Origin of the sequence: Photobacterium leiognathi (assembly GCF_030685535.1) — a bacterium.
In the GTDB taxonomy this organism is placed as follows: domain Bacteria; phylum Pseudomonadota; class Gammaproteobacteria; order Enterobacterales; family Vibrionaceae; genus Photobacterium; species Photobacterium leiognathi.
Genome location: NZ_CP131601.1, coordinates 2,446,026 through 2,467,863, shown reverse-complemented (window position 1 = coordinate 2,467,863; position 21,838 = coordinate 2,446,026). Strand labels below are relative to the sequence as shown.

The following is a 21,838-nucleotide window of genomic DNA, read 5'->3' as shown; positions in this document are numbered from 1 at the left end:
GTATAGAGATGTTAGAAAGACGTCTTACTTTCTATTGTGGGGAAACGGGCTTAACTCTTTTTCAGTTAGATAAATTGAAAAAGCTCGCTGGTTTTTTTTCCTCTGATGTCCAAGTGTTTAACTTGCAGCTATTACGCTCAGAGTCAGTAACAAAGCCACTTCGGGTATCAACCCTTGCCAGTAAACCTTATCAATTGTGTCAGCTCATTATTACAGGCGCTGATGCTGAGTTGGCCTTATTAGTGCTGACAGACTTTATTCACGAATATGCGTGTCCGTTATTGTTTTCATCGAGCGACAGTAAAGGTAATGACATTTTAAAACAGCGCATGGCATCGCTGGATTTTCCCTTTTCTTTTATCACATCTAAACAACCTCAAGCCGTTCAGAATAAAGCATCATTGTTAGCCTCGTTGACACGCTCGCTGGTGGAGGAAAAGGTGTTCAAAACTGATGATTATCAAACTGTATTATCCGCGATAGAAAAGCGTGAAAGTATCTCAGCAACTGTGATGGCAGAGGGTATTGCGATGCCCCATGTGATGATTGAACCTATTTTGCAACCTGCAATGGTAATAACTTGTTGTCAGGAAATGGATTGGCAGAGTCCGAGAGGTAATATCAGCAAAGTATTGATGATGGTATTACCTAAGCCTTCGCCACGTTGTGTGTTGATGGCATTTTCTCGGTTTTCAAAGCAACTACTACAAGAGCCTTATGCTAAAGCGTTGCGCCAAGTGTCTGATAGTCATGTGTTACAAGCGCTGATCATTGAGGCGATGCTAGCGTCTGATTAAGGCTTCGGTACTCAGTCGGTGTTCGACCTGTTTTGTTTTTAAACACTCGACAGAAGTAATTCATATCTTGAAACCCACATCGGGTTGCCACTTCCGCTAACCGAAAATTGTATTTTTTGAGCATAAACTTTGCGCGCTCTAACCGTACCCAACAGATGTAATCAGCTAGTCGCATGTGCCCTTGTTGTCTGAACAAGCGTGAAAGGTGATTCGGGGTAATGTTAAAGCGATGAGCGATGGATTCACGACTGATCGCACGGTGAAAGTTTTCTTGAATATAAATACAAATCCCTTGGTATAGATCTTCACAACGGTTCTTTTTAACTCGATCCGGAGTATTGAGCATAGAGCGGCTATAGCTAAGCAGTGCCAATAGCAGATGTTCATCCATTGGCTTTTTGGTTGGCTCTTTTGCCAGCATATTCAATGCCGATAAAATAGGATCAATAGCATGCCCCGTAGCTGCTTGAATTGAGTGTTTCTGTACATCGAAGAAGTTCGGGTTATCTTTACTTTTACTGACCAAGCTAAAGCCAATTTGCCGTTTACCAAACAGTAAGCTCAGTACAGAGCATTCGGTTTCCCAATTGGGTTTATTCCAGCAGTTAGGTGGAATATACAGCGCATCACCTAGCATCAGATTAACGTCACAAATCCCATGCTCGCCGTCTTCTAATTGGTTCACATATTCGCCTTTAAGCACCAGTTCAAGACGAGGGAAGTTTACTTGGTAGCTAAATTGCGGCGGCGTGGTGTGGTCGTTGGCAAACCAAATATGGTTGAAGCTCTCTTGCTCTTCGAGAATAGAGTCGATTAGATTAAGAAATACAGTATCCATTATTGCCGCCAATAAACCTGAGTTGTAAGGATTGTGAGTTAGGAATGAATCTTTGCGGTTGTTTTTGTTATAGTGCAGCGCAATATATTGTAAAACATGAATCAACTAATGGATTGTATCGAATAAGGTTGTATTGTGACCTTGATGGATGTTCCACTTTTTGACTTATGTAACATTTACGCTGGTTTAAATAGTATTCCTCTTTGTAATTCTTTGATTTGCTAAGTGGAATATTATTTCATCGACGCACAACGATAATAAATTTAGGAATGAATCATGGCTGGTACTCACCGCTCTATGTTTTTTAAAATGAATAACGTGATCCAAGATTATGCATGGGGAAGCAAAACCTCGATTGAAACTTTGTTTGGTATTGCGAACCCTGAAGCGAAACCACAGGCAGAATTGTGGATGGGCGCTCATGCTAATGGTTGCTCTGAAATTGAAGTTCAAGGCGAAGTGGTGAAGTTGTCTGATTTTATTGCCACAGATCCTTATGCGATTATCGGTGCGCAAACCCAGCAACAATTTGGTGAACTGCCGTATTTATTTAAAGTGCTAGCGGCTGAAAACGCATTGTCTATTCAGGTTCACCCAAATAAGCAGCAAGCTGAAGTAGGCTTTGCTAAAGAAGAGCAAATGGGTATAGCGCGTAATGCGGCGAATCGTAATTACAAAGATCCTAACCATAAGCCAGAGTTGGTCTTTGCGTTAACACCTTACCAAGCAATGAATGGTTTCCGTCAAATCGACGAGATTGCAACGCAGTTCAATGCACTTGAAATTCCAGCTATCAGCGAGTTAGTAGTTGCATTTAATGCTAATCAAACGGAAGCAGGTTTACGTGATTTCTTTGCTGCGATGTTATCGCTAGAAGGTGAGCAAAAAGCATCAGCGGTAAACGCATTATTGGCTTACAGTGAGGCACATAAAGATCAGCCGTTGTTTGCTTTATTACTAGATTTAGCTGAGCAATACCCAGGTGATATCGGTTTATTTGCGCCATTAATGCTAAATGTATTAACTCTTCAACCGGGTGAGGCGATGTTTTTGAGTGCCTGTACGCCACATGCTTACATTAAAGGTACGGGGTTAGAGATCATGGCTAACTCTGACAATGTATTGCGCGCAGGTTTAACACCAAAATACATGGATGTGCCAGAGCTAGTAGCTAATACCTACTTTACACCAATGGCATTTGATTCACTGCTATTAGCACCGACTAAAGCTGAAAATGGTTCACACTATGCCATTCCAGTGCCTGATTTTAAGTTCAGTGTTTATAAGCAAGTAGAGAATATTACGCTTGCTGTGAATAGCGCTGAAATTATCTTCGCTATTGATGCGCCAGTAACGCTAACACATAGCAATGGCGATACAGTTGTGATTGGTAAAGGTCAGTCTGTCTTTATTCCAGCGTACGCTGAGCAGTACCAAGTAACTTGTACTGGCAGTTTTGCTCGTGCTTATAACTAAGCTCTGTTAAATAATTAACCTTTATCAAAAGCGACAGATTCTTCTGTCGCTTTTTTGTATCGGTTAGTGTGAAGTAACTCACTAAAATTCTGCGTTATAGCTAATATCAATGCGTGATATTTACAGTGATTGAAAAATTGTTTGGATTTAAACTCATTCCTTTAATTAAACCGCTTGTTTTTTATGTGGTTGATATTTTAAGGTTTAAGTTTGTATCTGATGTTTATTAATCCTGTGGTATGAAATGTGCCTTAGCTCACACCTCAATTATTAGGTTACATTTATCCAGTTAAAGCCTCTTCTGTGCTCTATTTTGAACCATCTAAAAGTCCGACAATATTCCCATACTGAAATCCATCAGATGAATGCTTGATGGACACATAACAATAAATGTTGGGGATAGACATGATTACTTCCTTGATCAATGAAAATTTAATTTGCCTTGAGCTTAAGGCGAAAACCAAAGACGACGTGTTTAACGAAATGGCTGAATTATTGGTAGCACAAGGCCGTGTTGCTGATAAGACGCAATTTATTGCTGATGTAAAAGCCCGTGAAGAATTAGGTAATACTGGCTTTGAAGAAGGCATTGCGATACCACACGCAAAAAGTGCAGCTGTTGCACAACCTGCGGTTGCGATTGGTGTCAGTCGTACTGGTATTGAATATGGTGCGGAAGATGGTAAACCATCACAACTGTTTTTCATGATCGCATCACCAGATAACGGCGATAACCACCATATTGAAGTATTAGCAGAGCTTTCTTCAAAGCTGATTGAAGATGGTTTTGTTGAGCAGTTCTTAGCAGCTAAAACAGAAAAAGAAGCCCTAGCGTTATTGCTTGAAGAAAAAGAGCAAGTTGTCACGCAAGCGCAAACTAAAGGTTTGATCATTGGTGTCACAGGCTGTCCTGCTGGTGTGGCTCACACTTACCTTGCAGCAGAGGCATTAGAAAAAGCGGGTGCTGAGCTTGGCTATGAAGTGAAAGTAGAAACCAATGGTTCGATTGGTGTTAAGAATTCCCCAACCGCTGAAGAAATCGCACGAGCAGAAGCGATTGTGGTGAGCTGTGATAAACAAGTTGATATGGCTCGCTTTGCAGGTAAAAAGCTGATCAAAACAGGTGTTAAAGCGCCAATTAAAGATGCAAAAGGCTTAATTCAACAAGCGTTAGTTGCCAAAACCTATGAAGCTGATGGTGATGATACTTCTGATTCAAGCGAGAGCAAAGTTGCGCAAACTCGCTCGAATCTATATCGCTACCTGATGAACGGCGTATCCCACATGATCCCGTTTGTCGTAACAGGTGGTTTGTTAATTGCGTTGTCACTGGCAATTGGTGGTCAACCAACTGATTCTGGTATGCAAATCCCAGCGGGTAGTTTATGGCAAAAAGTGCTCGATGTGGGTGTGGTTGCCTTCACTTTGATGATCCCAATTCTGGCTGGTTACATTGCCTTTGCTATCGGTGATCGCCCTGCGTTAGCACCGGGTTTCATTGGTGGTTGGATTGCTAATAACGGTTCATTTTATGATGCAAGTGCGGGTACTGGCTTTATTGGTGCCATTGTTGCAGGCTTGCTGGTGGGTTACTTTGTTCGTTGGGTTGCAACTCGTAACTACCATAAGATGGTACAGCCTTTAGTGCCGATTCTTATTGCACCAATTACGGGTACCTTGTTCATCGCAGGTTTGTTTATCTTCGTTATTGGTGCGCCAATCGCGGGGCTAATGGATAGCATGAACTCTATGCTAACGGAAATGAGCACAGGTAACGTGGTACTACTTGGTATTGTATTAGGTGGTATGGCTGGCTTTGATATGGGTGGTCCATTTAACAAAGTCGCGTTCTTGTTCTCTGTTGGTATGATTGCCAATGGTCAAACACAGTTTATGGGTGCAATGGCTTGTGCGATCCCTGTTGCTCCTTTAGGTATGGGCTTAGCAACGGTACTTGGTCGTAAGTTAAATATTTTCGAGCAATCAGAAGTTGAAGCAGGTAAAGCGGCAGGTGCAATGGGCTTAGTGGGTATATCAGAAGGTGCAATTCCATTTGCTGCGCAAGATCCGCTGTCGGTGATCCCAGCAAACGTGCTAGGTAGTATGGTTGCCGCAGTGATGGCGTTCTCTTTCGGTATCACTAACAGCGTGGCACATGGTGGTCCAGTGGTGGCATTACTGGGTGCGATGAACAAACCTGCGCTCGCGCTACTATGTATGGCATCAGGTATGGTCGTTACTGCTCTTGTTGCGGTAACACTAAAGAAAGTACGTAAAGCTAAAGCGGAGCGAGCATTAGCAACTGCTTAATCTTTACTATAAATAGCTAAATGAAAGCGATAGGTGAAAGCCTGTCGCTTTTTTCGTTTTTGAAAGTTATCACTGGCGGTAATTTGCGCACTTGTTCTTGCAATCTATCGGACAACTTTGCACTATGTCAGTATTAGTAAAATTAAAAATGCATGTAAGCATAGAGATATCACAGAGGAAGTAATGGCAGGAAATACGATTGGACAACTATTTCGCGTCACCACATTTGGCGAAAGCCATGGCTTGGCGCTGGGCTGTATCATTGATGGCTGCCCACCGGGACTCGCATTAACTGAAGCTGATATGCAGCATGATTTGGATCGTCGTCGTCCGGGAACGTCAAAATACACTACACAACGTCGTGAACCTGATGAAGTAAAAATTCTATCTGGCGTATTTGAAGGTGTAACAACAGGTACCTCTATCGGTTTATTAATTGAAAATACCGATCAACGCTCGAAAGATTACTCGAATATTCAAGATTTATTCCGCCCCGGTCATGCCGACTACACTTACCATCAAAAATATGGGGTACGTGATTACCGTGGCGGTGGTCGTTCATCTGCTCGTGAAACGGCAATGCGTGTTGCAGCTGGCGCGGTTGCAAAGAAATACTTAAAACAAGTTCATGGTATTGAAGTGCGTGCTTATCTATCACAAATGGGTGATGTGAAAATTGATAATGTCGATTGGGAGCAAATCGAGCAAAATGCCTTTTTCTGCCCTGATGTTGATAAAGTTGAAGCTTACGATGAGTTGATCCGTAAGTTGAAAAAAGAAGGCGATTCAATTGGTGCAAAAATTACCGTGGTTGCGCAAAATGTCCCTGTTGGTTTAGGCGAACCTGTATTTGATCGTTTAGATGCTGATATAGCTCATTCACTAATGAGTATCAATGCAGTTAAAGGCGTTGAGATCGGTGATGGTTTTGATGTAGTTGATCAACGAGGTAGTGAACACCGTGATGCGATGACACCGGAAGGATTTAAAACCAATCATGCTGGTGGCATTTTAGGTGGTATTTCATCTGGTCAAGATGTTGTGGCACATATTGCGCTTAAGCCAACATCAAGTATTACAGTTCCGGGTGAAACTATTACTAAGCAGGGTGAGACTGCTGAAGTTGTCACTAAAGGTCGACACGATCCATGTGTTGGTATTCGTGCTGTGCCTATTGCAGAAGCGATGTTAGCGATTACCTTAATGGATCATCTGTTACGTCATCGTGGTCAAAACGCAGATGTGGTTACAGATACGCCGAAGATCTAATTGTTAAAACGAGCATTTATAAATAAGCCACGCTTGAATGAGTTCAGCGTGGCTTTGTTTTATCTCTTTATTAAAAAATAAGCTTAATGAGCGACTTCTTCTTCAAACTCGAATACGGGTAAGCTCCAGCTAAAATATACTGCAGCCATACGTAGGCTGAAACCAGTAATTAAAGTAATCAACGTGGTGATATCAGGATGTACACTTAAATACGACATGGTGTAGTACATGATACCTGCAATGAATGCGACTGACGCATAAAGCTCTTTATGAAGTACCATAGGCTTGCGACGCGTGATCATATCTCGTAACAAACCTCCAAATACGCCTGTCACTACTGCCGCAACAACACAGATGATTGGAGAAAGCCCCATTGTCATCGCGACTTGGCATCCAATAATACTAAACACGATTAAGCCGATAGCATCGAGCAAGATAAAAACTTTATGAAAACGAACCACCCAACGGGCAAAGTAGGTAGTTAAGATCCCTGCAACACATGTGATCACTAAGTATTGTGGGTGAGCAACCCAACCTAGCGGGTAGTGACCGAGTAATATGTCACGCACTGTACCGCCACCAATTGCAGTAGCACTTGCTACTAACATGACTCCAAACCAATCCATATGGCGTTTACCTGCCGCTAATGCGCCAGTCATGGCTTCTGCTGTAATGCCAATAATGTATAAAACTGAAAGCAGCATGGTAAAGATATCCTTAATTAAGATTAAGGCGATTGTATTTGTGAACTCCATCTTATTCTAATGAAAAGAAAAAAATCTGACATGAATTAAATTCATCTAAAAGATAGTGAAAGAGAATGACAACTTGATATGCGTTTAGCATCTTATTCTTTTGTTAAGATACTATCTGGTTGAAAAAACAGCAAAAACAAGATGTTTTTTATAAAATGACAATAATATGACTTTAGTCATACTCTGTAACCTTAAGAAAATTCGCACTTAGATGTGCCACATTGTATAATCGGTAAGTTATGTATTTAAGAAGTTATCATTAGTATGAGACATGATTACAACGATTTAATCGTTATTTTCAATGGGTTATTTTTAGAGAGTCTCAATACAGAATTACTTCTTGGAGGCGATGAACCAATTTACTTACCAGCTTCTAATGAGCGAGTGCACAATCAAATCATCTTTGCTCGTGGTTACTTTGCATCTGCAATGCATGAATTAGCGCACTGGTGTATCGCTGGAGTTGAGCGTCGTAAATTAGAAGATTACGGTTATTGGTACGAACCTGATGGTCGCTCTGAAGCGGTTCAGGCAGAGTTCGAGAAAGTAGAAATTAAACCACAGGCCATTGAGTGGATTTTGTCAGCAAGTTGCGGATTTAAATTCCAAGTCAGTTGTGACAACTTGAGTGGCGACTGTGAGCCTGATAGGGTAGCGTTTACGTTAAAAGTACGTGAACAAGTGCTAACCTATTTGGAATACGGAATTCCAGAGCGAGCAAAAATGCTGTCTGATGCGTTCCGAGCCTTTTATGGTATCAAACCGTTAACAGAACAGGATTTCATACAACCCGTTCGATTTGATGAAATGTGTTGTGTATAGGATAGGATATGACAATTCAAGAATACGAAGAAAAGCTGCTTAAGCTTATCGACGATGGAATAGACACAGCAACGGATGATGATCTGTTTGCTGGTGGTTATTTGCGCGGGCATATTTCATTAGCGGCTGCTGAGTGTGAGTCTGAAAATGAATCACAATTATCAGAAATGAAGGAAAAAGTAGAGCAGAGTATTGCTGATGCGAAAAGTGAGCTTTCTCCTTCCGATTATGTTCTTGTATGCCAAATGTGGCAAAAGTTTCGGCTTAGTTTTAGATTTGTGGAAAAATAATGAGTAATATTCAAGCTGCAAATAACGTATCTAATGATGGTATTGATTTTTTGTATATAACAAAACCTCTATGGGAGAAAAAAAAATGGATTATATTATCAGCACTAATATTTAGTTTATTAGGTGCAGCTTGGGCTTTCTCTGCTCAACAATGGTGGACGTCAACTGCAGTTATAATGAAAGGAAATTACGATGATACAGTGTCTCTTCGTAATTCATTATCTCCAATCTATCCTTCGTTTGATGGAACATCTCAGAGAGCTGTTATTGATAATGCTGTAGATGAACAAGAACTTTTGAAAAATTTCATAATTAAATTTAATTCTTATAATAATAAAATATCATTTATTAAATCGAATGCAATAATGAGTAGTTATGCAAAAGATGCGAATAAATTACAGTTTAATAGTTTTTGGTCTAAAAAAATTTCAGCTTCTTTAAATGATGATAAAGTACCTGGAATTTACAACTTAACATTCCAAGCTAAGACTCCCGAAGAAAGTCAGAAGCTTCTTTCTCAGTACATCAACTTTGTTAATAAATCGGTTTTTAATGATATCAATGTAACACTTAAAGGTCTGATTGATAACAGGAAAAGCTTGTTATCACAAAAAAAATTATTACTCGAGAATCAGGTAAGAAAAGAAATCCTTAATGAAACAAATAAAACAGAGTATTCACTTAAAATTGCAAAAGCAGCAGAAGCGGTTAAGCCTATTCCTTTGATGGGCAACAATGGAGGAATGTTTTCTATTGAGCTTGGTAGTAAAGGATTAGCAGAGAAAGAGCGTTTGTTAAAATCAGTGAAAAATTTTAACTTATTTGATCCAAATATTGACATTATAAAGCTTAGAATAGATTTACTCGAACATTTTAAAATATCTGAAGATGTTAACTTAAAAAGTTTTCATTATCTGATGGACGCTGATTATCCTTTGAGTCGCGATAAACCTAAGAGAGTGTTTGTTGTTATTTTATTTGCAATCATAGGTGTAATTTTTGGTTCTGCAGTAGTGTTCATTCATGAGGTGTTTAAGAAGTAAACTTAGGCGTTTTGCAGTGTAAATTTTTGTTGGTAAATGTTATGCCCTTGAGGAGGCTTATAACCTTAGGGCGGTAGCATGCTAAAATTATAGATTATGAAACTTATACTCCCCCTTAATTGTAGGGGGACTTAATAATGAAAGGATCTCCTTCGTGAAAATTTTCGTAACGGGTGGTGCTGGTTTTATTGGATCAGCAGTTATTCGCCATATTATTAATAATACTCAAGATTCAGTAATTAATGTCGATAAGTTAACTTATGCTGGTAACTTAGAATCGTTGAATGAAGTCGAGAAAAGCGAACGTTATCAGTTTGAGCAAGTTGATATTTGTGATCGTGAAGAGTTGGATCGTATATTTGCAGAATACCAGCCTGATGCAGTGATGCATTTGGCTGCTGAAAGTCATGTTGATCGTTCAATTGATGGGCCTGCTGCTTTTATTGAAACTAATATTATTGGTACTTACACCATGTTAGAGGCGTCTCGTCAATACTGGAATCAGCTTGATGAGAGTCGTAAATCAGCATTCCGTTTCCATCATATTTCAACTGACGAAGTTTATGGCGACTTAGAAGATACTGACGACCTGTTTACTGAAACAACATCATATGAACCGTCGAGCCCATATTCGGCATCAAAAGCTTCTAGTGATCATTTAGTACGAGCGTGGTTACGTACATATGGTCTACCAACTATTGTGACCAACTGTTCAAATAACTATGGGCCATATCATTTCCCAGAAAAACTAATTCCATTAATGATTTTAAATGCTTTAGATGGAAAGAGTTTGCCTGTTTACGGTGATGGTATGCAAATTCGTGATTGGCTGTATGTCGAAGATCATGCATCAGCACTTTATACCGTTGTGACTAAAGGTGAGATTGGTGAGACATACAATATTGGTGGTCATAACGAAAAAGCTAACATTGAAGTGGTGAAAACCATTTGTTCACTGCTAGAAGAGTTAGTATCTAACAAACCACAAGGTATTGCTCAATATCAAGATTTGATTACTTACGTAACTGACCGTCCAGGTCATGATGTTCGCTATGCGATTGATGCCTCAAAGATTGAGCGTGAACTTGGTTGGAAGCCAGCAGAGACTTTTGAGTCAGGTATTCGTAAAACCGTTGAGTGGTATTTAAACAACAAAACTTGGTGGAGCCGAGTATTAGATGGGTCATACAGTTTTGAACGTTTAGGTACTGGTAATAATACGAGCGAAGGTAAGTAAATAAGATGAAAGGTATTATTTTAGCTGGCGGTTCAGGTACTCGCTTATACCCAATAACCCGAGGTGTTTCTAAGCAATTGCTTCCTATTTATGATAAACCAATGATTTTTTATCCGCTATCAACTCTTATGTTGGCGGGAATTCGCAATATTCTTATTATCACCACTCCTGAAGATAATGAAAGTTTTCGTCGTTTGTTAGGCGATGGTTCTGATTTTGGTATCAATTTGGAATTTGCTATTCAACCATCCCCTGATGGTTTAGCGCAAGCCTTCTTAATCGGTGAAGAGTTTATCGGTGATGACAGTGTATGTCTTGTATTAGGTGATAATATCTTCTACGGACAATCATTTAGTCAAACATTACGCAATGCTGCTTCTCGTGAGCAAGGTGCAACGGTATTTGGTTATCAAGTTAAAGATCCAGAACGTTTTGGCGTGGTTGAATTTGATGATGAAATGAAAGCCATTTCGATTGAAGAAAAACCAGTAGAGCCAAAATCAAATTACGCAGTAACGGGGTTGTATTTCTACGACAACCGTGTTGTTGAGATGGCAAAGCAAGTGAAACCGTCTGAGCGCGGTGAACTAGAAATTACTACATTAAATGAAATGTACCTTAATGATGGAACATTGAATGTAGAGCTATTAGGTCGTGGTTTTGCATGGTTGGATACGGGTACGCACGAGAGTCTACATGAAGCATCCAGCTTTGTAGAAACTATTCAGAATGTTCAAGGTTTGAAAGTGGCCTGTCTTGAAGAAATTGCTTGGCGTAATGGCTGGTTAACAACAGAGCAAGTTCAAATATTAGCTAAACCAATGATGAAAAATGAGTACGGTCAATACTTGATGCGTATTACTTCTGAAAATAAATAAGAGCACGTACATTGTGAAAGTATTGATTACAGGTAGCAATGGTCAAGTTGGTACCTGTTTAGTGAAACAGCTACAAGCCTGTCCAAAAACAGAAATTCTAGCAGTTGATCGAAATGAATTAGACATCACTTCTCAGTCTGATGTTGTTAAGACAGTAAATGAATTTAAGCCACACATTATTATTAATGCAGCTGCTCATACTGCTGTAGATAAAGCCGAAACTGAAGTTGATTTATCCTATGCGATTAATCGTGACGGTCCATTATATTTAGCACAAGCAGCTGAAAATATTGGTGCTGCGTTACTACATATTTCTACTGATTACGTCTTTGCTGGCGATAAAGAAGGTATCTATTCTGAAAGTGATACTGTAAACCCACAAGGCGTATACGGTACAAGTAAGTTAGCGGGTGAGAAGGCCGTACTTGAAGCTTGCTCTCGCGCTGTTATTTTACGTACTGCATGGGTATTTGGTGAAGAGGGAAATAACTTCGTTAAGACAATGCTTAGTTTGGCTGAGCAGCGAGATGAATTAGGTATTGTTGCTGATCAGTTTGGTGGTCCAACTTACGCGGGTGATATTGCCGCAGCATTAATTACTATTGCTAACGATATTGTGAAGCAAGGTAATAGCTTTGATCATCAGTACGGGATTTATCATTTTTCTGGTCTACCTCATACCTCTTGGTGTGGTTTTGCTCAAACTATTTTTGATAAAGCAGTAGAACAAAAAGTATTAGATAAAGCACCAATAGTAAAAGGCATTAACACAGAAGATTATCCAACGCCAGCGAAACGACCTGCAAATTCAAAGCTTGATACTCAGAAAATTACAGAAACGTTCGGTATTCAAGCCTGTGATTGGCAACGTGCTTTAAATCAATTAGTTGATTATCAATAATAATTATTGAGAATAAATAAAATGAATGTGATTGAGACAGACATCCCAGATGTGAAAATTATTGAACCTGCTGTTTTTGGTGACGAGCGTGGTTTTTTCATGGAAACATGGAACCAAAAGAAATTTGAAGAATTGGTAACGGGAAAGCCGACACAATTTGTGCAAGATAACCACTCAAAATCAAAAAAAGGCATCTTACGTGGTCTTCATTACCAAACAGAAAATACACAAGGTAAATTAGTTCGCCTTGTTTCTGGTGAAGTATTTGATGTTGCCGTTGATATTCGTAAAGATTCACCAACATTTGGTAAATGGGTTGGTGTTTATTTGTCTGCTGAAAACAAGCGTCAATTATGGGTGCCAGAAGGTTTTGCTCACGGTTTTTATGTAACGAGTGATGAAGCCGAGTTTGTTTACAAGTGTACGGATTATTATAACCCATCAGCAGAACATTCAATTTTGTGGAATGATTCTGAGATAGGTATTGAATGGCCGATTGATAAACTTGTTGATCTTATTCTCTCTGATAAAGATAATAATGGTAAAATACTAAAGAAGAGTGTTTGTTTATAAATATATTAAAAGGAGATAGTTATATCTCCTTTACTTAGTGGTGCCTTTAGTGCTTAATAAGATTATATTTGGGATATCGTCTAAGTCGGTAGATATCATTTATAGCCTAGTTATAGGTATAATGATAATGAATTACTTAGGTCCTGAAGAGCAAGGTAAGATTGCTTTTATAAATAATTTGTCTTTGTTCTTATCTTTTTTCCTTACTCTAGGGCTAAATTCGATATTCACGGTTATATGTGGTTCAAACAAAAATATAGTAGTTAGAAAAAGATATGGTAATTATGCAGGGTTAAGATTAATTGGTTTTTTGATTTTTTCAGTAATAATATTTTCAGTTATATACATAACAAAACCAGATGTATTATTAATATCAGTTCCTATTATATTGTCAAAATTCTTCGTTGCTTTAAACTTATATCCATCAATAGTTGATGGACGTAGTAAGTTTAAAGAATATACAATTTCACAGTTTATATCGTTGTCTATCACATCTTCACTAGTTGTATTTCTAATAAAAAATGACTATAGCACATTAGCTATCGCAATGACTTTCTTTTGTAAAGAATTACTATCATTTATCGTTTTTTATATTTTATATGATAAAGGAAAGTACTTTAGTTTAACTCTTAATAATAAAAGTGCTGTAGTTGTATTTAGAAAATCGTCTAAATTGATGTTGTCTGGCGTAGTAATAGGGTTGTTTACGCAAGTCGATATATTAATGATTGGCTGGTTTATTAGTGATAGTCAAGCTGGAATTTTTTCAGCATCAACAAGATTTACAACACCATTAAATTTTATATCTTTAATAGTTGTTTCAATGTTTATATCTAATCTAATTATTGAATATAAAAGCAATAAGGATAACTATTATAGAAAAATATCATTAATTATCAGTATATTATTGTGGGCCTACCTTATTATAATTTCATTCGTATATATCTTCGGAAGTGAAGTGTTTTTCACAATCTTTTCCATTCAATATTTGGAGTCTTTGAAATTATTCTATATAAATATAATTGGTTTGATTTTTATATTTCTAGGTGCTGTTACTGGTAATCATCTAGTTATAAGTAAAGACTATAGTGCAGAGTTAAGAAAAACTTTTTATGCTGCTATATTAAATGTCACACTAAATTGTATTGGAATTTACTTCAATAGTTTAGCGGTGATAGCTATATCTTCAGTGTTAAGTTATGCACTTGCCAATCTTTTATTCTTTGTTTTTTATAAAGACAAACTTTTTTTTATTGCAATGATTAGAGGATGTAATTTATTTCTGCCTCTTATAGTGTTGATTAAAAGTAAGTCTATCAGGAATTTTTAAATGGAAATACCTATCTTGGTAATGACAAGAAATGAGAATGAATTCTTATTTCAATGTATTGATTCAATTATAAATACAGTTACGATAGATTATCATATTTATGTTATTGATAATAACTCAGATAATAATGAACATTTGAAAATATTAGATAAATTAGAAAAAAATGAAAAAATAACCATTTTGAGAAATAATGATAATAAATGGATTTTAGGTATCAATCGTCATCTCGAATATATAAAATCACGTCACGGTTCAAAATATTTTTATCTTACTGATGGTGATATAGATTTTAATTTATGTAAAGCTAAACCATGCTGGTTGAGTTATTCTATAAATTTAATGGAAAATAATTGTTCATTGGGTAAAGTTGGGTTGTCTCTTTCATGGGATTATTTAAAGAAAAATGAATATTTACATGATATCTTGCAACAAGAAGAATCCTTATATACCAATAATAAAATTAATGACCTATATGTTTCTTTTATTGATACAACTGCAACTTTATTTAGATGGGATTGGTCTGTTGAGGAAAGTTCGAAGTTTTATCCTGATCACATGAGATATTTACGTCCAGAGCTGTATTCTTGTCGTACACCAAAAGATATTGTTGTCGAACATTTAGGTTGGCAAAAATATAATAATAATTGTCTACCTAAGGTAGATATAGATAATAAGATTAAATGCTTTATGATCGTTGGAGGATATGTTAAAGATGAGACGTTATCTCAAGCATCTAATTATATAAGATATCTTTATAAATTATTACATAAGCCAATTTTAAACCTTTGGATATTAAGAAGATATTATTATCTTTTTAAATATATAATTAAAAAAGGTCGACGCCATTTTCAAGGTCAGGGATAACAATATGATTTTACCTATTATCGTTTTATTTAATCCAGAAAAAGAATTACTCAAAAGGTTATTATTAAGTTTACAAGATCAGGTTGAAGATATATGTATAGTAGATAACTCCCCTACTTCTGTAAAAGAGAAAATTAACGATATTTTAAGCTTAATTTCAAATAATATTAAATATTTTGCATTGAATGATAATAAAGGAATAGCTGAAGCCCAAAATATCGGTATTAGTTATGCGATTGATAATGACTATAGTCATGTCTTATTATTAGATCAAGATAGTAGTCTACCTCCAAGTATGGTTAAAGATCTATTATTCGCTGAAAATAATTTAATACAAAAGGGAGAGAATGTTGCTACAGTCGGTCCTACATTTATAGATGAAAAAACAGGTGAAACTGTTAATGCAATTAGAGCAAAACCTTTTTATGTGCAAAGAATACCAATTAATTTAGAAAGTAAAGAACCTGTACATAGTGATTATATAATAGCTTCCGGCTCACTTATTCGAACATCTTTATTAAAAAAGGTTGGCTTTATGAAAAGCGAATTATTTATTGATTGGGTAGATATTGAATGGGGTGAAAGATGTAATCATGTGTATGGATATAAATCTTTTATTATTCCTACAGTTATTATGCATCATAGTATTGGAGATGAAACAACGAGAGCACTAGGTAGAAATATTAATCTTCATAGTGATTTTAGGAATTATTTTATAGTTAGAAATGCAGTGTATCTAATGAAGTCGGATAGCATGTCATTTAATTCAAAATTAATTTATTTAATAAAAGTACCTCAATATATAATTTTTTATTCATTAACATCGAAAAGGAAATTATATTCACTGGGCCTTTTGACAAAAGCTGTTTTTGATGGAATTTTATCTAAAATGGGTAAAGGTCATTTTAAATGAGTTTTTATTTGATATTATTTTCTATGTTTTTATTCTACGCATATTCATATGATGGAATAATGATAAGTAAAAATAGAGCACTTATTAACTTATATAACTTTTATACAATAGTATTGCTATTAATTGCCATACTATTTACAGGATTTAGATACGGTAATATTGATCATGATTATGATAGTTATTTAAAATGGCTTACTGATGTAAGAGAAAATTTTAGTGTTTATTTTTTTCAAGGAAAAGATATCGGATTTATTACCTTATATAAGGTGACATCGCTTTTCAGTAATAACATAGAATATTTTTTTACATTAGTGGCAACTATTAGTATTTTTGCCAAGTTCATATTTTGTAGACTATCTTTTAATGGTAAATATTTGGGTGTTTTACTTTTATTAGTATTTTCTAGGCTTTACTTGGTACAAGAATTTACTCAAGTCCGGGTAGCAATTGCAATGGGAATTGCTTCTTGTGCCGTATTATACTGGTGTGATGATAGAAGAAAAACTAGCATTATATTAATCTTAGTTAGTATAACTTTTCACCTTTCAGTTATATTGATTCCTTTTTTATATTTTATTCATTATAACTTTAAATCTTTAGATAATAAAAAAATATTATTTTCTATACCTATCATTGCATTTTTCTTGTCACCTTTCAGTCTAGATTTGATGCACTTTATAGGTGGTGAAAGAATTGATAGTTATCTTAATGGAACATACGCTGTTAAAAAAGTATCTCTTTTATCATCGTATTACTTAATAAGATTGGTATTATTTTATTTTGTTTTATTGTTTATATATGATCTAGCATCAAAGATAGAAAGAGTATTTATATACTTTTTGTCGTGTAGCCTTTTCTTGCAAGCATTTCTATCATGGAATGACGTATTTTCATTGCGTTTTGTTGAGGTGCTTGGTTTATTTGATCTCGCAGCTATCATCTTACCGCTAAAGTACTTATCTACAAGATTAAAATATGCTTATTTCTTGATGTTGATTATTATATCTTTTTTGTTTTTTTATTCTTCATTAAAGATTGTTTTACCATATGATAATTACATTTTTAATATTATCTAAGTTTAAGTTGGATTGTAATGTTAAATAGAATATGTATACTACTTGCCGTATATAACGGAAGTGATTATTTAAAAGAACAAATTGATAGTATATTAAATCAGGAAAATGTCGAAGTCGATATTTATATTAGTTTGGATCTATCTTCAGATACATCATTAGATATAATTAATGATTATGTTCAAGTGAATAATAATATATTTCTGCTGGATTATGGGTTGAGTTTTGGAAGTGCCGGGCAGAATTTCTTTAGATTATTACTTGATGTTGATTTTAGCAAATATAAGTATATTTCATTTAGTGATCAAGACGATATTTGGCTATCCAATAAATTAGAACATGCGATTAAAATACTAGAAAAAACAAACTCTGATGGATATTCAAGCAATGTTACAGCGTTTTGGGAATCTGGCAAACAGAAATTAATAAAAAAAGACTATCCTCAAAAAGAGTTTGATTATATTTTTGAATCATCTGGTCCTGGCTGTACATTCTTAATGACAGAGAGTTTAACTAATAGAATTAAACTCTCTCTTGAAGAGCAAAAAGCACATTTAGATAAAATATGGTTACATGATTGGTATTGTTATGCTTTTGCTAGAAGTCAAGGAATTAAGTGGTTTATTGATTCTGAACCTTTAATGCTTTATCGCCAGCACGAATCTAATCAGGTTGGAGCAAATAAAGGGCTTTCACAAATATTGAGTCGGTTAAAAATTATTATCTCTGGTGATGCGTTTAAAAAAGTACTTGATCAAGCTGAATTTATAGGTATTGATAATGAACCTATTAAGCTAATTAAAAAAAGAAATTTCTTTAATCTTTTAAAGTTATCTTTTATGGCTTTTAAGTGTAGAAGAAAACCATCAGATAAGGTTGCTTTTTTTATTATCTTAGTATTAATGAGCTTCAAGTCTCTATTATAAAGTGAAAAATAATATGATTCTTTTAACTGGAAGTAATGGTTTTATTGGCTCAGAGTTATATAAAACACAATCATCTTTGTTTAAAATAGTATCAAGACATCAAAAAGGAATAGATTGTTTTAAAGTTCAAAGTATTGATTCAGAAACTAATTGGAATGGTGCATTTGATAATATCCATTGTATAATTCATTTAGCTGGCTTAGCTCACTCCTCATGTCACACAGCTGAAGAACTTTACGAGGTTAATACTCGAGGTACTTTAAAACTTGCTGAAGACGCCGTAAATGCAGGTGTACGACGATTTATATTTGTCAGTTCTATTGGAGTAAATGGAAGTGTGACAAAAAGTTTGCCATTCAACTCTAATTCGAAACCAGCACCTCATAATAACTACTCTCTTTCGAAATTAAAAGCGGAACAAGAACTATTAGAACTAGCTAGAAATACTGGTCTTGAGGTTGTTATTGTTAGACCTACATTAGTATATGGTGTAAATGCACCTGGTAATTTTGGCCTGCTTACTAAATTAGTAAAAAAATCTCCAGTACTCCCTTTCGGCTTAGTCAATAACAAACGCAGTTTTATATCAGTCAAAAACCTTTGTGATCTTTTACTTGTTTGTGCAAAACATGAGTCCGCACCTGGACATGTTTTTTTAGCATCTGATGGAGAGCCTATATCGACGAAAGAGTTTACTAATGCAATAACTAAAGGTTTAGGAAAATCAGTTTATCAGTTACCTATACCGTTATGGTGTATGCGTTTTGGTGCTAGATTAGTTGGTAAAAAGTCTATATCTGAACAGTTATTAGATAATTTAGAAGTTGATTCATCTAATATATTTGATGTTCTGGGTTGGGTTCCACCTTATTCAATGGAACAGGTTATGTCTTCACTATCTAAGGAATAAAATGATCCGTATATTCGATTTTCTAGCCTCTTTTTTCGGTTTGCTATTTTTATGGCCTATATTCTTAATTGTAGTCATTATTGGTTTATTTGATACTGGATCGCCAGTTTTTATACAAACTCGCATGGGTAAAAATAAACAACCATTTAAACTGATAAAGTTTCGTACTATGTCGGTTGAGACAAAATCAGTTGCAAGTCACTTAGCTAATAATGCCTCTATTACTAAATTAGGAGCTTTTCTCCGTAGAACAAAAATTGATGAATTACCACAGTTAATCAATGTGTTAAAAGGTGATATGAGCTTGGTTGGTCCTCGACCTAATTTATTTAATCAGGAAGAATTAATTGCTGAGCGAGATAAGTTAGGTATTTATGATGTTCTCCCTGGAATAACTGGGTTAGCCCAGGTTCAAAATATCGATATGTCAACACCCGAACTGTTGGCTAAAACAGATCGTGAGATGATTGAAACATTGAATATAAATGTATATTTTAAATATATAATCATGACAGTCACTGGTAGCGGTAGCGGCGATGCTGTTAAGTAATATAGAGTAGCGGCTATAGCCGCTATTTTCATTTTTGGGACTTATAAATTATTTATGTATAATTCCATTCTTATTATCGAGATTTTGTAGTTTTATCGAGGATTTATGTCGTTCATTGATGCATTTTTCTCAATACCACGTGTATATAAAAGAATTGTGAGCGTGTGTATTGATCTTTTGTTTGTACAAGTTGCTTTTTGGGGGGCTTTTTGGACACGATTGGGTGACTTTGATGAACTGTACAAAGCGGAGTATTGGTATCTTTTAGCTTTTCTTTCTGTCGTAACTATTTTTTGTTTTAGCCGAATCGGTTTTTATCGTGCAATTCTTCGATATCTTAGTATTAATGCGTTATTTACATTGATCACTGGCGCTTTGGTTTCAACAGTTGTCTTTGTGTTAACTACTTATTTCTATAATATTTGGGTGCCTAGGTCAGTTTCTGTCATTTACTTTGGCTATCTTTTTGTTTTGACTGGAGGGGCTAGAGTTTCTGTTCGTATGCTTTTTGTCCAGCGTAGTATGAAGCGAAAACCAAATGTGATGATTTATGGCGCAGGTGTAGCTGGACGTCAATTAGTGAATTTATTACGTCAAGGGGATGAATTAAATCCAATCGCTTATATTGATGATAATAAGAGATTACAAAACACAGTTATTCAAGGTTTGAATGTTTATCATCCATCTAAATTAGCACGTGTAGTTAATAAAGGTGATGTTAAGCAAATATTATTAGCTATTCCGAGTGCTAGTCGTTCTCAACGTCGTGCAATTGTAGAATCATTAGTTAATTTACCTGTAGAAGTACTTTCTATACCGAACCTTGATTCTATTGTTCATGACAATGTGTCTCTTGATCAGTTAAGAGATGTGGCTATTGAAGATCTTCTTGGACGTGAACCTGTTAAGCCTCGTGATGATTTAATGTCGGCAAATATAACCGATCAAGTTGTAATGGTTACTGGTGCCGGTGGTTCCATTGGTTCAGAGTTATGCCGTCAGATCGTTAAGTGTAAGCCAAAGTCATTATTATTGTTTGAGCTTTCTGAGTATTGTTTATATAGCATTGAGAAAGAGTTGGCAGAATATGCACTAAAGCGAGGGTTAGATGTTGAGATTGTGCCTTTATTAGGCTCTGTTCAACGTATTAATCGTTTAGAAACAATAATGAAGACCTTTAGCGTTGATACCATTTATCATGCAGCAGCATATAAACATGTTCCAATGGTTGAGTATAATGTTGTTGAGGGTGTTAGAAATAATGTCTTTGGTACTTATTATACAGCTCAAGCGGCGGTTAATGCGGGTGTATCTTCTTTCGTTTTAATCTCAACAGATAAAGCGGTACGTCCTACAAATGTAATGGGTACAACAAAACGTATGGCTGAGCTTGGTCTTCAAGCGTTAGCTTCTGAAGAAGCTAAAAAAGAAGTTGGAACGCGTTTTTGCATGGTACGATTTGGTAATGTTTTAGGCTCATCAGGTTCTGTCATCCCTCTTTTTAAGCGTCAAATTAAAGAAGGCGGACCAATTACCATTACCCATCCTGATATTATTCGTTACTTTATGACTATTCCTGAAGCAGCGCAGTTAGTTATACAAGCTGGCGCGATGGGTAAAGGCGGTGATGTTTTCGTCCTGGATATGGGTGAACCAGTTAAGATTGTCGATTTAGCTGAGAATCTAGTAAAGTTATCTGGATTAGAATTGAAGACTGAAGATAATCCATTTGGTGATATTGAACTTAAATATACGGGTCTTCGTCCTGGTGAGAAATTATTTGAAGAGCTATTGATTGGAGATAATGTAGGCGAAACCGATCATCGCCGAATTATGACAGCTAATGAGCGTTTCTTATTTTTAGATGAGTATCAACATATTCTAGATTTACTGGATAAAGCTTGTCATGATTTTAAACATGAAGATATTCGCCAAATTTTGCTTGATGCGCCAACTGACTTTAAACCAACAGATGGTATTGGTGATGTAGTTTGGAAACGAAATCAGCAAAATAGTTAATCGAACTGCATATTAATTAAGGCCAATTGTTATAAAATAATTGGCCTTTTTTGTATCTATTTAA

21 protein-coding genes are annotated in these 21,838 nt (G+C 35.9%); 19 read left to right on the top strand and 2 right to left on the bottom strand.

Going from position 1 to position 21,838, the window contains the following annotated elements; genetic code table 11:
• The first annotated feature begins 8 nt into the window (after positions 1–8).
• Positions 9–797: a PTS sugar transporter subunit IIA gene (locus tag Q7674_RS18200; protein WP_045063656.1), complete on the top strand. Its 789-nt coding sequence runs from the start codon at positions 9–11 to the stop codon at positions 795–797.
• Here the strand turns inward: Q7674_RS18200 and Q7674_RS18195 are convergent.
• Positions 769–1,635: an AraC family transcriptional regulator gene (locus Q7674_RS18195; protein WP_045063657.1), complete on the bottom strand. Its 867-nt coding sequence runs from the start codon at positions 1,633–1,635 to the stop codon at positions 769–771. The two genes, Q7674_RS18200 and Q7674_RS18195, sit on opposite strands and share 29 nt — an antisense overlap.
• Positions 1,636–1,911: 276 nt before the next feature.
• Here Q7674_RS18195 and manA point away from each other — a divergent pair, with 276 nt between their 5' ends.
• The 3 genes from manA to aroC all read left to right on the top strand — a co-directional run bounded on the left by manA (position 1,912) and on the right by aroC (position 6,690).
• A complete protein-coding gene (gene manA / locus Q7674_RS18190; RefSeq protein ID WP_045063659.1) occupies positions 1,912–3,111 on the top strand; it encodes a mannose-6-phosphate isomerase, class I in 1,200 nt (399 codons plus the stop codon).
• A gap of 405 nt (positions 3,112–3,516) precedes the next feature.
• A complete protein-coding gene (locus Q7674_RS18185; RefSeq protein WP_045063660.1) occupies positions 3,517–5,421 on the top strand; it encodes a PTS fructose transporter subunit IIABC in 1,905 nt (634 codons plus the stop codon).
• Between the two features lie 183 nt (positions 5,422–5,604).
• A complete protein-coding gene (gene aroC, locus Q7674_RS18180; RefSeq protein WP_045063662.1) occupies positions 5,605–6,690 on the top strand; it encodes a chorismate synthase in 1,086 nt (361 codons plus the stop codon).
• A gap of 83 nt (positions 6,691–6,773) precedes the next feature.
• Here the strand turns inward: aroC and Q7674_RS18175 are convergent, their stop codons facing one another.
• The gene (locus Q7674_RS18175; RefSeq protein ID WP_045063664.1) at positions 6,774–7,394 is read right to left on the bottom strand and encodes a trimeric intracellular cation channel family protein; all 621 of its coding nucleotides are present in this window, start codon (positions 7,392–7,394) and stop codon (positions 6,774–6,776) included.
• Between the two features lie 315 nt (positions 7,395–7,709).
• Here Q7674_RS18175 and Q7674_RS18170 point away from each other — a divergent pair, with 315 nt between their 5' ends.
• The 15 genes from Q7674_RS18170 to Q7674_RS18100 all read left to right on the top strand — a co-directional run bounded on the left by Q7674_RS18170 (position 7,710) and on the right by Q7674_RS18100 (position 21,774).
• The gene (locus Q7674_RS18170; RefSeq protein ID WP_045063665.1) at positions 7,710–8,267 is read left to right on the top strand and encodes an elongation factor P hydroxylase; all 558 of its coding nucleotides are present in this window, start codon (positions 7,710–7,712) and stop codon (positions 8,265–8,267) included.
• An 8-nt stretch (positions 8,268–8,275) separates the two neighbouring features.
• Positions 8,276–8,557: a YfcL family protein gene (locus Q7674_RS18165; protein ID WP_045063667.1), complete on the top strand. Its 282-nt coding sequence runs from the start codon at positions 8,276–8,278 to the stop codon at positions 8,555–8,557.
• Positions 8,557–9,600, top strand: coding sequence for a Wzz/FepE/Etk N-terminal domain-containing protein (locus Q7674_RS18160; protein WP_045063668.1), 1,044 nt, complete (start codon positions 8,557–8,559; stop codon positions 9,598–9,600). Before Q7674_RS18165 ends, Q7674_RS18160 begins: the two co-directional genes overlap by 1 nt.
• A gap of 154 nt (positions 9,601–9,754) precedes the next feature.
• Entirely contained in the window at positions 9,755–10,837 is a 1,083-nt protein-coding gene (rfbB, locus tag Q7674_RS18155; protein ID WP_045063671.1) for a dTDP-glucose 4,6-dehydratase, read from the top strand.
• Positions 10,838–10,842: 5 nt separating this feature from the next.
• A complete protein-coding gene (rfbA, locus tag Q7674_RS18150) occupies positions 10,843–11,715 on the top strand; it encodes a glucose-1-phosphate thymidylyltransferase RfbA (RefSeq protein WP_045063672.1) in 873 nt (290 codons plus the stop codon).
• Positions 11,716–11,725: 10 nt separating this feature from the next.
• The gene (gene rfbD, locus Q7674_RS18145) at positions 11,726–12,616 is read left to right on the top strand and encodes a dTDP-4-dehydrorhamnose reductase (protein ID WP_201798106.1); all 891 of its coding nucleotides are present in this window, start codon (positions 11,726–11,728) and stop codon (positions 12,614–12,616) included.
• A gap of 21 nt (positions 12,617–12,637) precedes the next feature.
• Positions 12,638–13,189 carry a dTDP-4-dehydrorhamnose 3,5-epimerase gene (rfbC, locus tag Q7674_RS18140; protein WP_045063675.1) on the top strand — a complete coding sequence of 184 codons (552 nt, stop codon included), beginning with the start codon at positions 12,638–12,640 and terminating at the stop codon, positions 13,187–13,189.
• A gap of 37 nt (positions 13,190–13,226) precedes the next feature.
• Positions 13,227–14,519 (top strand): oligosaccharide flippase family protein, encoded by a 1,293-nt coding sequence (locus Q7674_RS18135; protein WP_369526308.1) that lies wholly within the window; start codon positions 13,227–13,229, stop codon positions 14,517–14,519.
• Positions 14,520–15,383, top strand: a complete 864-nt coding sequence (locus Q7674_RS18130; protein WP_107229709.1) for a glycosyltransferase family A protein — start codon at positions 14,520–14,522, stop codon at positions 15,381–15,383.
• Between the two features lie 4 nt (positions 15,384–15,387).
• Positions 15,388–16,296, top strand: coding sequence for a glycosyltransferase family 2 protein (locus Q7674_RS18125; RefSeq protein WP_045063681.1), 909 nt, complete (start codon positions 15,388–15,390; stop codon positions 16,294–16,296).
• A gap of 59 nt (positions 16,297–16,355) precedes the next feature.
• Positions 16,356–17,372 carry an EpsG family protein gene (locus Q7674_RS18120; RefSeq protein WP_170106602.1) on the top strand — a complete coding sequence of 339 codons (1,017 nt, stop codon included), beginning with the start codon at positions 16,356–16,358 and terminating at the stop codon, positions 17,370–17,372.
• A gap of 17 nt (positions 17,373–17,389) precedes the next feature.
• Positions 17,390–18,295, top strand: coding sequence for a glycosyltransferase (locus Q7674_RS18115; protein WP_045063684.1), 906 nt, complete (start codon positions 17,390–17,392; stop codon positions 18,293–18,295).
• Positions 18,296–18,308: 13 nt separating this feature from the next.
• Positions 18,309–19,205 carry an NAD-dependent epimerase/dehydratase family protein gene (locus Q7674_RS18110; protein ID WP_045063686.1) on the top strand — a complete coding sequence of 299 codons (897 nt, stop codon included), beginning with the start codon at positions 18,309–18,311 and terminating at the stop codon, positions 19,203–19,205.
• A gap of 1 nt (position 19,206) precedes the next feature.
• Positions 19,207–19,755: a sugar transferase gene (locus Q7674_RS18105; protein WP_045063688.1), complete on the top strand. Its 549-nt coding sequence runs from the start codon at positions 19,207–19,209 to the stop codon at positions 19,753–19,755.
• Positions 19,756–19,860: 105 nt separating this feature from the next.
• The gene (locus Q7674_RS18100) at positions 19,861–21,774 is read left to right on the top strand and encodes a nucleoside-diphosphate sugar epimerase/dehydratase (RefSeq protein ID WP_045063689.1); all 1,914 of its coding nucleotides are present in this window, start codon (positions 19,861–19,863) and stop codon (positions 21,772–21,774) included.
• Positions 21,775–21,838 lie beyond the last annotated feature (64 nt).